The sequence below is a fragment of the Limnohabitans planktonicus II-D5 genome (genome assembly GCF_001270065.2).
Classification (GTDB): domain Bacteria; phylum Pseudomonadota; class Gammaproteobacteria; order Burkholderiales; family Burkholderiaceae_C; genus Limnohabitans_A; species Limnohabitans_A planktonicus.
In genome coordinates this window covers 107,080-120,345 of record NZ_LFYT02000003.1, presented here as the reverse complement: position 1 = coordinate 120,345, position 13,266 = coordinate 107,080, and the positions used below count along the sequence as shown (strand labels likewise).

At 59.3% G+C, this 13,266-nt stretch carries 13 protein-coding genes; 5 read left to right on the top strand and 8 right to left on the bottom strand.

Features of this window, described 5'->3' with window-relative positions; translation table 11 throughout:
* Nucleotides 1–5: 5 nt before the first annotated feature.
* Together H663_RS23615 and H663_RS23610 are read right to left on the bottom strand one after the other, a co-directional pair.
* On the bottom strand, nucleotides 6–446 hold the full coding sequence (locus H663_RS23615) for an RbsD/FucU family protein (protein WP_053176534.1): 441 nt from the start codon (nucleotides 444–446) through the stop codon (nucleotides 6–8).
* Complete coding sequence (locus tag H663_RS23610; RefSeq protein ID WP_053176536.1) at nucleotides 440–1,228, bottom strand: ATP-binding cassette domain-containing protein; 789 nt, start codon at nucleotides 1,226–1,228, stop codon at nucleotides 440–442. Before H663_RS23610 ends, H663_RS23615 begins: the two co-directional genes overlap by 7 nt.
* A gap of 167 nt (nucleotides 1,229–1,395) precedes the next feature.
* Here H663_RS23610 and H663_RS23605 point away from each other — a divergent pair, with 167 nt between their 5' ends.
* The 3 genes from H663_RS23605 (at nucleotide 1,396) to H663_RS23595 (ending at nucleotide 4,457) form a co-directional block, all read left to right on the top strand.
* The gene (locus tag H663_RS23605) at nucleotides 1,396–2,400 is read left to right on the top strand and encodes a sugar ABC transporter substrate-binding protein (RefSeq protein ID WP_053176538.1); all 1,005 of its coding nucleotides are present in this window, start codon (nucleotides 1,396–1,398) and stop codon (nucleotides 2,398–2,400) included.
* 158 nt (nucleotides 2,401–2,558) lie between these two features.
* Nucleotides 2,559–3,503 (top strand): ABC transporter permease, encoded by a 945-nt coding sequence (locus H663_RS23600; protein WP_053176540.1) that lies wholly within the window; start codon nucleotides 2,559–2,561, stop codon nucleotides 3,501–3,503.
* Nucleotides 3,504–3,527: 24 nt separating this feature from the next.
* Nucleotides 3,528–4,457 carry a PfkB family carbohydrate kinase gene (locus H663_RS23595; RefSeq protein ID WP_053176542.1) on the top strand — a complete coding sequence of 310 codons (930 nt, stop codon included), beginning with the start codon at nucleotides 3,528–3,530 and terminating at the stop codon, nucleotides 4,455–4,457.
* 117 nt (nucleotides 4,458–4,574) lie between these two features.
* On the opposite strand, the gene H663_RS23590 is transcribed toward H663_RS23595, so the two are convergent.
* On the bottom strand, nucleotides 4,575–5,213 hold the full coding sequence (locus H663_RS23590; protein WP_053176544.1) for a DedA family protein: 639 nt from the start codon (nucleotides 5,211–5,213) through the stop codon (nucleotides 4,575–4,577).
* A 499-nt stretch (nucleotides 5,214–5,712) separates the two neighbouring features.
* Here H663_RS23590 and H663_RS23585 point away from each other — a divergent pair, with 499 nt between their 5' ends.
* Nucleotides 5,713–6,093, top strand: a complete 381-nt coding sequence (locus H663_RS23585; protein ID WP_053176546.1) for an SWIB/MDM2 domain-containing protein — start codon at nucleotides 5,713–5,715, stop codon at nucleotides 6,091–6,093.
* Between the two features lie 84 nt (nucleotides 6,094–6,177).
* Here H663_RS23585 and H663_RS23580 read toward each other — a convergent pair whose 3' ends face one another.
* Together H663_RS23580 and clpB are read right to left on the bottom strand one after the other, a co-directional pair.
* Nucleotides 6,178–7,878, bottom strand: a complete 1,701-nt coding sequence (locus tag H663_RS23580) for a thiamine pyrophosphate-binding protein (protein WP_053177023.1) — start codon at nucleotides 7,876–7,878, stop codon at nucleotides 6,178–6,180.
* Nucleotides 7,879–8,008: 130 nt separating this feature from the next.
* Nucleotides 8,009–10,615, bottom strand: coding sequence for an ATP-dependent chaperone ClpB (gene clpB / locus H663_RS23575; RefSeq protein WP_053176548.1), 2,607 nt, complete (start codon nucleotides 10,613–10,615; stop codon nucleotides 8,009–8,011).
* Between the two features lie 87 nt (nucleotides 10,616–10,702).
* Here clpB and H663_RS23570 point away from each other — a divergent pair, with 87 nt between their 5' ends.
* Entirely contained in the window at nucleotides 10,703–11,257 is a 555-nt protein-coding gene (locus H663_RS23570) for a hypothetical protein (protein WP_053176550.1), read from the top strand.
* A gap of 10 nt (nucleotides 11,258–11,267) precedes the next feature.
* Here H663_RS23570 and H663_RS23565 read toward each other — a convergent pair whose 3' ends face one another.
* From H663_RS23565 to H663_RS23555, 3 genes are read right to left on the bottom strand one after another with little or no spacing between them, the layout of a single operon-like run.
* Nucleotides 11,268–11,756: a molybdenum cofactor biosynthesis protein MoaE gene (locus H663_RS23565; RefSeq protein WP_053176555.1), complete on the bottom strand. Its 489-nt coding sequence runs from the start codon at nucleotides 11,754–11,756 to the stop codon at nucleotides 11,268–11,270.
* A gap of 4 nt (nucleotides 11,757–11,760) precedes the next feature.
* Nucleotides 11,761–12,012, bottom strand: a complete 252-nt coding sequence (locus H663_RS23560; RefSeq protein ID WP_053176558.1) for a MoaD/ThiS family protein — start codon at nucleotides 12,010–12,012, stop codon at nucleotides 11,761–11,763.
* Complete coding sequence (locus H663_RS23555) at nucleotides 12,009–13,265, bottom strand: molybdopterin molybdotransferase MoeA (RefSeq protein ID WP_053176559.1); 1,257 nt, start codon at nucleotides 13,263–13,265, stop codon at nucleotides 12,009–12,011. Before H663_RS23555 ends, H663_RS23560 begins: the two co-directional genes overlap by 4 nt.
* Nucleotide 13,266: the final 1 nt, after the last annotated feature.

The window sequence follows — 13,266 nt, the reverse complement described above, 5'->3', positions numbered from 1 at the left end:
ATAAGTTAAACAAGAATCACGCCCTTACAAAACAAGGCGTTGCCATAGGCCGTGCCTTCACCGCTTTGCACGATCAGGCTGGCCCCTTTGATTTTCTCGTAAAACGCATAGCGATCCACCGCCTCGACCTGTTCGGGTTGAAAGCCTTCGGCCACCACGACATCCACCACGGCCTGCTGAGCAGGCGTGCGGTGACCGTCTGGGCTGTGACACACCCGCATGAAAGCCGCAGGTTTCGCCACATCCACCGCCAGCGGAATCACCGACAGCACGGCGCGGCTCACCCGCTCCAGGCTGTTGCCAGGCAGGCGCACCACGGGCTTGCGCTGACTCAAATGGTCGGCGGTGAAGTTCGCATCCACCACCGCCACCCATTCACCGTGCCCCATGGCGCACAGGTGCATCAGCAACTCGGGTGTGAGCAGCGGGTCGATCCCCTTCAGCATGTGGCGGCCTCTTCAGAGCGCAGGCTGGCCGGGTCAATCGCCCCGGTGATCAGGCCCACGATTTCTTCGGGGCTGGTCTCGCGGGTCAGGCGGCTGCAGATGATGCGGCCTTGGCGGAACACCCAGATGCGGTCCACCAGATCAAACACCTGGCGCAGGTTGTGGCTGATGATGATGAGTGGAATGCCGCGCTGCTTGAGGCCCTTGATGATTTCTTCCACGCGGGCCGTCTCCTGCACCCCCAGCGCGGCGGTCGGCTCGTCCAGGATGATGAGTTTTTTGGCAAAACCGGCGGCACGGGCAATCGCCACGCACTGGCGCTGACCGCCCGACATGCCGCGCAGGCTTTCGGACATGTCCTGAATCTTCACGCCCGTGGTGGACAACATGGCCGCCGATTTTTCGCGCATGGCCTTGTGGTTGAGGATGGACAGCGGCCCCAAGTTCAGGCGGGTGATCTCTCGGCCTAAAAAAATATTGGCTGGCACATCCAGGTCTTCGGCCAGTGCAAGCGTCTGGTACACGGTTTCGATGCCCTGCTCTCTCGCATCGAGGGGTGACTCGAAATTCACCTTGCCGCCGTCCAGCAGGATGTCGCCTGAATTGGGCTGCTCGGCCCCGGTGATCAGGCGCACAAAGGTGCTTTTGCCTGCGCCGTTGTCGCCCACGATGGCGGCGTGCTCGCCCGGCAGAAGGCGAAATTGCGCGTCAGTCAGCGCTTTGACGCCGCCGTAATGCTTGGTCAGTTTCTGAATTTCAAGAACAGGTGTGGGTGTCGACATGGCGGCTACTTTCGCGGTGAATGGGCGCAAGCATGCCGGAACACATGCCAATGCGCATTAGTAAAACTACTAGGTTTACTTAGTCGACTTTTTCGCTTCCAATCCGTTTGCGGTCAGAAAACGCGCTTTCACGACCAAACAACACCTCAACAACGGAGATAACCCCCATGATCAGCAAACGCACACTCGGCCACATGGCCCTGGCCGCCACCGTCGCCGCCTCCTTGATCGCCTGTGGCAAAAAAGAAGAAGCCAAGCCCGCAGCCGCAGCGCCTGCGGCCAGCGAGCTGACCATTGCCTACATCACCAACGGCAACACCAACGAAGGCTGGACCCTGATCAACGGTGGGGCCAAAAAGGCGGGTACCGTGCCCGGTGTGAAGTTCATTGAGCTGGCCGCTGAAAAAGGCGAGCTGTCCAAGCAGCTGGCCATCGTCGAAGACATGATCACCCGCAAAGTCAACGCCATTGCCATCGCCCCGGTGGACTCTGCAGGCATCGCCCCTGCCGTGAGCAAGGCCCTGGCTGCAGGCATCCCCGTCATCGCAGTGGACACCGGCATCACCGGTGCCAACATCACCTCGTATGTAGCCACCGACAACATCAAAGCGGCCAACGTGCAGGGCAAGTGGGCGGCCGAGCAAATCCAGGACGGCGACACCGTGATTTATGTCACCGGCGATCTAGGCCAGTCCACCGGACAAGAGCGCAAAAAAGGCTTTGTGGACGCTCTCAACGAAGTGCGCAAGAACGTGAAGATCGTGGAAGTGCCCACCACCTGGGACCAGACCATGGCCCAAAACGGTGTCGAATCAGCCCTGCGCGCCAACCCCAAAGCCAAGGTGATTGCTTGCGCTTGGGATGGCGGTGCATTGGGTGCCAAGGCAGCCTTGATGGCCGCAGGCAAAAAGCCCGGCGCGGTCCTGATCGCGGGCTTTGATGGATCACCCGGCGGCCTGGACATGATGAAAGACGGCTGGCAACAAGCCAACGCCGCGCAGATGCTGGCCAAGATCGGCGAAGTGGGCGTGCAAACCGCCATTGCCGCAGCCAAAGGCGAAAAAGTCGAAGCCCGCATCGACACCGGCTCCTTCCTGGTGCTGCCGGCCAACGTGGACAAGTTCGCGACCGACTCCGGCGTGGGCCAGTTCATGAAGGTCAAGGCCAAATAAGTCAAGGCCGAGAAATGGCGCGCCCGGACCTGCGTGTTCGGGCTGACCTTTTGATGCAGGAGCCCCCCCCTGTGGGCGAATGGGCGTTTGTGCCCCCGCGAGCATTCGCCCACAGGGGTGGGCTCCTGCAGAAAACCCGCAATGAACATCGAGAATTTATGAAATCCATCACCCGACAAGAGTGGTTCGGCGCACTGGTGGCCGTGCTGGTTTTGGGCGTCTTGCTCAGCCTGGCCTCGCCCTACTTTTTGACCACCGGCAACCTGTCCAACATCCTGGTGCAGGCCTCGGTCATTGCCTTGCTCGCGGGTGGACAAACCTTTGTGATCCTCACGGGCGGTGTCGACCTGGCCGTGGGCGCCCTGACCGCTTTGGCGGGGGCTGTGGCGGGTTACATGATGGTCAAACTCGGCGTCAACCCCTACCTGGCCATGCTCGTGGCGCTGGCCATTGGCGCTTCCGTGGGGCTGTTCAACGGGTATTTGGTGGCGTTCGTGGGCATCCCCGCGTTCATCGTCACCCTGGGCGGCCTGACGCTGTGGCGCGGCCTGGCTTTTGATCTGACCGGCGGCTTTGACAACGCAGGCCTGCCCGCACCCTTCCCTTTCATCGGCTATGGCGACGTGTTCGGCATTCCCATGCCGACTTTGATCACGGGCATCTTTTTTGTGGTGATGGCCTGCGTGCTGTCGAGCACCAAGATCGGCCGCTATGTGTACGCCATGGGCTCCAACGAAATGGGCGCCCGCCAAGTGGGCATCAACATCCGCTGGTACAAGCTGGGCGTGTACGTCATCTCGGGCCTGGCCTGTGCCATGGCGGCCATCGTGCTGATGGCGCGCATGGATTCGTCCAGCGGCAAGATGGCACAAATGTTTGAGCTGGACGCCATTGCCGCTGTCATTTTGGGCGGCACCTCTTTGTTTGGCGGGCGCGGAAGCATCTGGGGCAGCTTGCTGGGCGCGGTGTTGATCACCATGATCCGCAACGGCATGAACCTGATGGAAGTCTCGCAGTTCAAACAAATGATGGCCATCGGTGCGGTGGTGATCATCGCGGTGTGGATCGACGTGGTGCGCCGCAAACACCTGCTCAAAAAGTGAATCTCCCCTCTTCTGATTTTTAACATGACAACTTCCATTTTTGTGTTGGGCGAAGCCCTGATGGACTGCATCGCCCAGCCTGACGGTCGACTCTTGCCCCTCATGGGCGGCAGCCCCTTCAACATGGCCCGTGCTGCCGCATTGCGCGGCGCCGCGGTGAGCTACCTGAACCCGCTGTCCGCCGACCACTTTGGCCAGCAACTGCATGCGCAGCTGGTGGCCAATGGCGTTCAGGTGCTGACCCTGGCCTCGACAAAACCCACCTCGTTGGCCGTGGTGCAAGTCACCAATGGCCAGCCCAGCTACGGCTTTTACCGCGAAGGCATTGCCGACCGCGACTACAGCGTGGACGGTCTGCTGGCCCAACTGAAAAACGCCCCGCCCGGCATCCTGCACACAGGCTCTCTGGCCCTGGTGCCCCCCGAGAACGAAAAAGTGCTGGCCATCGTGCAGGGCGTCAAAGCCCTGGGCTGGACCGTGAGCGTGGACATCAACCTGCGCCCCAAACTAGCCGACGATCCAGCAGCCTACGTGGCGGCGGTGAGATCGGTCATGGTGCACGCCGACTGGCTCAAGGCCAGCGACGAAGACCTGCACACGCTGGGCTTTGAGAACGTCACACGGACCCAATCGGCCACCGTGCTTGCTGCACTGCGCTCCATGGCGAGGCCCGGTGCATTGAGCCGCATTGCCCTGACCTTTGGGGGTGATGGTGCTGATCTGGACATTGACGGCCAACACCACAACCTGCCTGCACACCTTGTCAAGGTGGCCGACACGGTGGGCGCAGGCGATACCTTTTGGGGCAACACCCTTGCCGACTGGGCATTGCAGCCTGCCGATGCCGCAGGGCGTGTGGACAAGACACTCGAGCTGTCCATGAAAGCTGCCGCCATCAATTGCACCCGCCAGGGCTGCCAGCCGCCGACCTGGGCTGAAGTGCTGGCGTTTTGAGCGCCCCATGTCGGGGCTGAGGCTACCGACCTACGCGATGGTTTGTTGATCGATCGGCGGCTTTTGCACCGACGCGGGCGGGCATGAACTGAAGAACATGCCTACCCGAACTGGGCCTCAAACCGATTGGCGCGCCCGCCAGGCACCGAAAATCGCGATCAGTCCGGGCACCAGAATCAAAGCCCAAATGATTTTGGACAGGTGGGTCTGCACAAAGGGCAAGTTGCCGAACAAATAACCTGCCAGCATCAGGCCCACCACCCAAATCACCCCGCCCACCACGTTGAAGAACGTGAATTTGCTGCGCGTCATCTCAGCCACGCCTGCGACAAAGGGCACAAAGGTGCGAACAAAAGGCATGAAACGGGCCAGGATGATGGTGACGCCGCCGTATTTTTCATAAAAAGCATGGGCCTGCATGAAGGCCTGCCGGTTGAAAAAACGGGAGTTTTCCCAACGAAAGACTTTGGGACCGAAGTACCGACCGATGGTGTAGTTGGTCTGATCACCCAAAATGGCCGCCGCCAGCAACAGCCCCATGGTCAAGGGCAAATTGAGCAATTCGGCACCACACAAGGCCCCCACGATGAACAGCAAGGAGTCGCCCGGCAAAAACGGCATGACCACCAGACCTGTCTCGACAAAAATGATCGCAAACAGCAGGGCATATACCCAGGCGCCGTACTGGCTCACAAAGAGCTCCAAGTAGCGGTCTACGTGGAGGATGAAATCAATGAGTTGTAGCAAGATGTCCATCCCCTGATTATCACTGTTCATCAACAGCGTCAGTCAAAGCAACCACAGACAACTTCTGCTCGGACCATCATGCCGTCTGCGTGGGCACAGAGCCAGTCACCTGGGTTCACACAATCGCCTTGGATAAGGCTGGCAACATCACGCAGCCCCCGATCGCATCTGAGGCGGGCATGGTGTGAAGCCCCAGTCCACGGATACCGATGGGCATCGCAAAAATCACAGGTCGAAAACGAAAAACGCACTGTCCTTTGTCATCCAATGAGCTATTCCAAAATGCACAAAGCCAAGAGTGAAATGCAGGTTTTTTTCAGGGTGCCTAAGGCAAAAAACGGGCCGAAAGCAAAAAAATGCCCTCCGAGCGAAACAAATACGCAACAACCCTGAGTAAAAGTTGACACATCTGCTTGGAAAGAGGCTGTTTCTCCAGTAGCATGCGTTCAGCTGAAAACAAACTGTTTCTCAGCGGAGAAACCAACTTCCGATCAAAGGAACTTCCATCATGGCAACTGCGAAAAAAACCCCGGCAAAAAAAGCTGCTCCCGCTAAAAAAGCAGCAACAGCCAAAACAGCGGCTCCTGCTAAAACAGCAGCTGCCAAAGCGCCCGCTAAAAAGGCAGCTCCTGCCAAAAAGCGCACGCCTAACCCAGCTTTCATGAAAGCATTGACACCCAGCGCAGCCTTGGCTGCTGTGGTTGGCGCAACGCCACTGCCACGCACTGAAGTGGTCAGCAAGATGTGGGTTTACATCAAGAAGCACAACCTGCAAGACAGCGTGAACCGTCGCGCCATCAACGCCGACGACAAGCTCAAGGCCGTGTTCGGCAAAGCCCAGGTCACCATGTTTGAAATGGCTGGCTTGATCGGCAAGCACCTGAAGTAATTCAGACACCCCCCATGAAAAAACCCGCCTCGGCGGGTTTTTTCATGGGCGCGGTGTACAAGTTGCGCGCCCGGAGACCACGATTCAAGTTGCAGGTCTGGCCAATGCGGCATCGGTGATGGCCTGCAAAGTGCCTCGGGTGGTGATGACCTCGGGGTCCAGCATCACCTCAATCAATGTGCCTTGCGGGCGGGCCAATGCGGCTGTCAGTGCAGGCTCAAACTCATCGGTTTGGCGTATGCGGGTGGCGGCATAGCCATAAGCTTGAGCCAAGGCCACAAAGTCAGGGTTTTGCAGCTGGGAACCGGTGACGTGCTGTGGATACTCTCGCTCTTGGTGCATGCGGATCGTGCCGTACATGCCGTTGTTCAACAGCAAGATGATGGTTTTGGCACCATGCTGAGTGGCTGTGGCCAACTCTTGTCCATTCATCAGAAAATCACCGTCCCCAGCGATGGTGAACACCATGCGCCCTGTCAACAAGCTGGCCGCAATGCCCGCCGGCACGCCATAACCCATGGCCCCGACCGTGGGGGCCAATTGGGTCTTGTGCCCTTTGACCAGACCATGGTGCTTGAAAAAGCGGTGTATCCAGCTGGCAAAGTTGCCCGCGCCATTGGTCAAAACTGCATCGCTTTGCAAATGCTTTTGCAACAGCCCCACGATGGCAGGCATGTCAATGTCGCCAGGCAAATGTTGGGGCTGCAGGTTGTTCAGATACCCCTCATGGACTTGCCGCGTCCAGGCCGTCCATGGCACCTCAGGCGGCGCGGTCAGGACCTCCAGACTGCGGGCTGCGGCATTCATCGTCGACAGGATCGCCAAGTCAGCTTGGTAGACGCGGTTCAATTCTTCTGCACTGCCATGGATGTGCACCAGCTTTTGGACCGGCTTGGGCACCTGAAGCAGTGTGTAGCCACCGGTGGTCATCTCGCCCAAACGCGGGCCAATGGCCAAGATCAGGTCGGACTCCTTGATGCGTGCGGCCAAGGCGGGGTTGATGCCAATGCCCACATCACCAGCGTATTGAGGATGGTGGTTGTCGAAGGTGTCCTGAAAACGAAACGCATTGGCCACGGGCAACTGCCAGTTTTCGGCAAATCGCTGCAAGGCCTGTGCAGCTTGAACCGTCCAGCCGCCGCCACCACAAATGACCAAAGGTTTTCGCGCAGCCAACAGCATGTCACGCAAACTGCGCAGTGCGCCAGGGTCGCTCCAGGCCTGCACGGGCTCCACGCGTGGCAGCGCCTGGGCTGCCTGAACGGGCTGGGTCAGCATGTCTTCAGGCAGCACCAGCACCACCGGACCGGGACGCCCGTTCATGGCCGTGGCAAATGCACGCGCCACATACTCGGGCAGGCGCTTGGGGTCATCCACGCGCTCCACCCGTTTGGCCATGCCTTTGGTCGAGGAGCCAAAGAAATGCGTGTAGTCCATTTCCTGAAAGGCTTCACGATCGCGCGTGTCGCTGGCCACATCGCCCACAAACAACACCATCGGCGTGGAGTCCTGAAATGCCGTGTGCACCCCAATGGAGGCATTGGTCGCGCCGGGGCCGCGTGTCACAAAACACACCCCCGGACGACCCGTGAGTCGGCCCTGGGCTTCGGCCATGAATGCGGCGCCGCCTTCCTGGCGACAAGTCACAAAGCGGATCTGGTCGCGGTGCAGATGAAAACCGTCCAGCACCGCCAGATAGCTTTCGCCTGGCACCCCGAAAGCATGGGAAACGCCTTGGGCCAAAAGGCATTCAACAAGCAGGTGGCCAGCGATTTTTGAGTTCATGGGGCGCATTGTGCCCACACCCTCTTGGTAGCGCTGTCACACCGGTTGATGGGTGCCACGCAAGCCTTTGGACATTGACAAAAAAGGGTTGGATGTCGCCATCCAGCCCCTCTCATCCACCTATCGAGGTTCAGGCTGCGGTTTCGAGCACTTTGAAGTCAAACTGTCCCGGGTGCTGAACAGGGTCTACCGACACCTCGATGGTGCTCTTGGGCAAGAAACGCCCTTCCAGCAGCAAACGGGACAAGGGGTTTTCAAGGCGCTGCTGGATCGCCCGCTTCAGGGGACGGGCACCAAACACCGGATCAAAACCCACTTTGGCCAGTTCCGCCAGGGCTGCAGGGGTGACCTGCAGACCCAGATCCATGCGGGCCAGGCGGTCTTTGAGCGCTTGCAGCTGGATGCTGGCAATCGAGGCAATGTGCTGGGCATCCAGGCCGTGGAACACCACCGTCTCATCAATGCGGTTCAAAAACTCAGGGCGGAAATGGGCTTTGAGCTCATCCCACACCGCGTCCTTGATGTCTTCAGCGGGCTGCCCCACCATGGCCTGAATCAGGTGCGATCCCAAATTCGAGGTCATCACGATCACCGTGTTTTTGAAGTCCACGGTGCGGCCTTGCCCATCGGTCAGGCGACCGTCGTCAAGCACTTGCAGCAGGATGTTGAAGACATCCGGGTGGGCTTTTTCCACCTCATCGAGCAGCAACACGCTGTAGGGCTTGCGGCGCACGGCCTCGGTCAGGTAACCGCCCTCCTCGTAACCCACATAGCCCGGAGGCGCGCCGATCAGGCGGGCCACTGAGTGCTTTTCCATGAACTCACTCATGTCCATGCGGATCAGGTGGTCTTCGCTGTCAAACAGGAAACCCGCCAAGGCCTTGCACAGCTCGGTCTTGCCCACGCCAGTGGGGCCCAGGAACAGGAAAGAGCCTGTGGGACGATTGGGGTCGGACAAACCCGAGCGCGAACGGCGAATCGCGTTGGCCACAGCGGCGATGGCCTCGTCTTGCCCCACCACGCGCTGGTGCAGTTTGGCTTCCATCTGCAACAGCTTTTCACGCTCGCCCTGCATCATTTTGGACACCGGAATGCCGGTGGCACGGGAGACCACTTCCGCAATTTCTTCAGCCCCTACTTGGGTACGCAACAAGCGGTGAACCGGCTTTTCACCGGGCGCAGCCTCTTTGGCCTGCACTTCTTTGAGCGTTTTCTCCAAAGCGGGCAACTGGCCGTACTGCAACTCGGCCACTTTGTTGAAATCGCCTTGGCGGGTCAACTCTTCAATTTGCTGGCGCAATTGGTCAATCTGCTCACGCACTTGCTGGCCGCCCTGCGCCTGCGCTTTTTCAGCGTGCCAGATTTCTTCCAGATCGGAGGCTTCTTTTTGCAGCTTGACGATTTCTTCTTCGATCAAGGCAAAGCGTTTTTGCGAGGACTCATCGTGCTCCCTGCGCACAGCTTCACGCTCGATCTGCAACTGGATCAGACGCCGGTCGAGCTTGTCCATGACTTCGGGTTTGGAATCGATTTCAATCTTGATCTTGGCCGCCGCTTCATCAATCAAATCAATCGCCTTGTCGGGCAGGAATCGGTCGGTGATGTAGCGGTGGCTCAGCTCGGCTGCAGCCACAATGGCCGGGTCGGTGATGTCCACGCCATGGTGGATTTCGTACTTCTCTTGCAGCCCACGCAAGATGGCAATGGTGGCTTCCACGCTGGGCTCGTTGACCAGAATTTTCTGGAAGCGCCGCTCCAGTGCCGCATCTTTTTCGATGTATTTGCGATATTCGTCCAGCGTCGTGGCACCCACGCAATGCAACTCGCCACGGGCCAATGCAGGCTTGAGCATATTGCCCGCATCCATGGCACCTTCGGCTTTGCCTGCGCCCACCATGGTGTGCAGCTCATCTATGAAGACGATGGTCTGCCCCTCGTCCTTGGCCAATTCGCTCAGAACGGTTTTGAGCCGCTCTTCAAATTCGCCCCGGAATTTGGCCCCAGCGAGCAAAGCGGCCATGTCCAGCGACAGCACGCGTTTGCCTTTGAGCGAATCGGGCACCTCGCCCGCCACGATGCGCTGGGCCAGGCCCTCGACTATCGCGGTCTTGCCCACGCCTGGCTCGCCGATCAGCACCGGGTTGTTTTTGGTCCTGCGCTGCAAGACCTGGATGGCACGGCGAATTTCATCGTCGCGCCCAATGACCGGGTCCAGCTTGCCCAAACGGGCGCGCTCTGTCAGGTCGATGCAGTATTTTTTGAGGGCTTCGCGCTGGCCTTCCGACTCGGCACTGCCCACGGATTCGCCGCCTCGAATGGCGGTGATGGCCGTCTCTAGGCTCTTGCGGTTGAGTCCATATTCTTTGGCCATGCGCCCCAATTCGCCTTTGTGGTCAGCCACGGCCAGCAAGAACAGTTCACTGGCAATGAAGGCATCCCCCCGCTTGATGGACTCTTTCTCGGCCGCCTGCAGCAGCTTGACCAGATCCGGCCCCACTTGCACCTGGTCTTGCCCTGTCACCTGGGGCAAGCGCGCCACAGCAGCTTCGGATGCGGCCTGCAGGCCCTGCACCTGCACGCCCGCACGCAAAAGCAAGGCTTTGGGGCCTTCGTCTTGCTTGAGCATGCTCAGCAACAAGTGCACAGGTTCAATGTAAGCATGATCACGCCCCAAGGCCAAAGATTGGGCATCGGCGAGGGCTTCTTGAAATTTGGTGGTCAATTTGTCAATGCGCATAATGGTTCTCCAATGCTTCCTAACTTGGGGGATGCAGGACATTTTCAAGGCCACAACACGCTTTGGAGTTTGCCTAAAATCAAGCTCATGAACATTCACCAACTTTCCGTCACTTATGAAGAGCGCCAGGATCGGCTGCTTTTGCGACTGAACACCCAAGACAGCCAGGAGTTCAGGTTCTGGCTGACTCGGCGGATGTGCTCACGCTTGATGCCCGCCATCGACCAGTCGGTGGTTCGGTTGGAAGCCGCGCAGCCCGGTGTGGCAGCGGCCGACCCGGCAGCCAAGCAAATGCTGACCGAACTCAAACGCGACGCTTTTTTGCAAAAGGCAGATTTTTCAACGCCCTTTGAAGCCAAGGCCCAGCAATTGCCCCTGGGCGATGAGCCCTTGCTGATCACCGACGCGCAATTGAATTTGCAAGCGGGTGGCGGGCTGTCGATCAATTTTCAGGAAAAAGTCCCTGACGCCCCCGTCAAGTCTTGCCAGCTGAACTTGCAAGCGTCTTTGGTGCACGGACTGATTCACCTGATCCAGCAAGCATTGGTGAAAGCAGATTGGGGCTACACGGCTGCACCGGCCGCAGCCCCTGCTGAAGCCGCCCCCAGCGAGGCCGCTGCCCCACCGCGTTACACCCATTGAGGCGTGAATATCAGGCGTTGGTCGCCTCAATGCCCCAGCGTGCCAGTGCAGCATCGTCCGAGACACGCGCATCGACCCACTGCGCGCCTTGCGGGGTTTGTTCTTTTTTCCAAAATGGTGCCTGGGTCTTGAGGTAGTCCATCAGAAACTCACAGGCCTTGAAACTCTCGCCACGGTGCGCAGAAGTCACCGCCACCAGCACAATCTGATCGGCAGGCAACAAACGCCCCACGCGGTGCACCACCCGAGCGGCATAAAAATCAAAACGGCGGTGCGCTTCTTCAATCATGGCCTCGATCGACTTTTCGGTCATGCCCGGGTAATGCTCCAGCTCCATGGCCTGCACTTCATCGTGCGCTGCGCCCGTCAAGGCGCGTGTATCGCGCACCGTACCCACAAAGCTGCACACCGCGCCCACGCGCAGGTCTTGTCCACGCAAAGTGCTCAGCTCGGCAGAGACATCAAAGTCTTCGGTTTGGATAGACACGCGTGATGTCATGGCTTCAGCCTCCAGTGACGGGCGGGAAAAAACCCACTTCGCATTCAGCAGTCAAAGCGGTGTGCTCTTGGGCCATGACCTGATTGACCGCCACGCGCACGGGCCGCCCGAGCGCCAGACATTGCGCATAAGCACCACCACGGGCGATCAATTCGGCGCGCAACGCCGCCACATCGAGGCTTTCGGTGTGCACGCCCTCCGAGGCATGCCCAATGCTTTCACGCAGCGAGGCAAAGTAACGCACTTGAACTTTCATGCCAACCACTCCGAAAAAGGCCAAAAATCGACCAGATCACCCCGTGCAATGGTCTGCCCTGCAGGGTTATCCACCACACCGTCACCCCAGACCACGGACGTCAGCACCCCAGAGCTTTGGTTGGGAAACAGATCCAGGCCACCTTGCGCGTTGCGGCGAGCACGCAAAAACTCTCGGCGTTTGTCTGCCTTGGGCAGTTCAAAGTGGGCAGGCAATTTCAGGCAAGGGGGGGTGAGTTGATCAACACCCTGCAACTTCAAAATCAAGGGCCTGACGAGCAACAAAAAGGTCATGTAACTGGACACCGGATTGCCGGGCAAACCCACAAAATGTGCCGCACCAGGGGTGGTGGCACGGTTGATGTGGCCATAGGCAAAAGGTTTGCCGGGCTTCATGCCGATTTGCCAAAGCGCCAGGGCGCCCAGGGATTGCACAGCCGGTTTGACGTGATCTTCTTCACCCACCGACACACCGCCGCTGGTCAGGATCAAGTCATGGTGGTCGGCAGCTGTTTTCAGGGCAGCCACCGTCGCATCACGGCGGTCGGCCACAATGCCCAGATCGCTGACTTCGCAACCGAATCGGTGCAACAAAGCCCGCAAGAAAAAGCGGTTGGAGTTGTAAATGGACCCCGCAGGCATCTGGTCTGGCGGCACATCCCCAGGCATCACCAGCTCATCACCGGTGGAAAACAGGGCCACTCGCGGACGCGGCATCACCTGCAGATGGGCCAGACCCAAACTGGCCGCCAAACCCAGCTCGGCAGGCCCCAGTTTTTGTCCCCGCCGCAGGGCCGTTTCCCCCTGGCGGATGTCTTCACCGCTTTGGCGAATCCATTGCCCGGCTTCTGGCTTGACCATGAACCGAACCCAGGGCTGCACCTCGTCAGACACCACTTCGGCTTGTTCTTGCATCACGATGGCATCGGCCCCTGCAGGAACTGGTGCCCCCGTGAAGATGCGTGCAGCTTGTCCGGGCTGCAAAGCCTGGCCGTGGTGCCCGGCGGGAATGCGCTGCGTGACCTGCAGTTGATCACCCACCTGGGCGATGTCCGCACTGCGCACGGCATAGCCATCCATCGACGAATTGTCAAAAGCGGGCACCTGCAAGCTCGACACCACATCGCGGGCCAAGACACGACCATCCGCATCGAACGTGGCCACCTCTTGCGAGCCAGGCAGCGGCTCAATCTGGGCCAGCAGCGTCTGCAGGGCCTGGTCCAGGGGCATCAAGGGAGAACGTGCCGTGCTCATG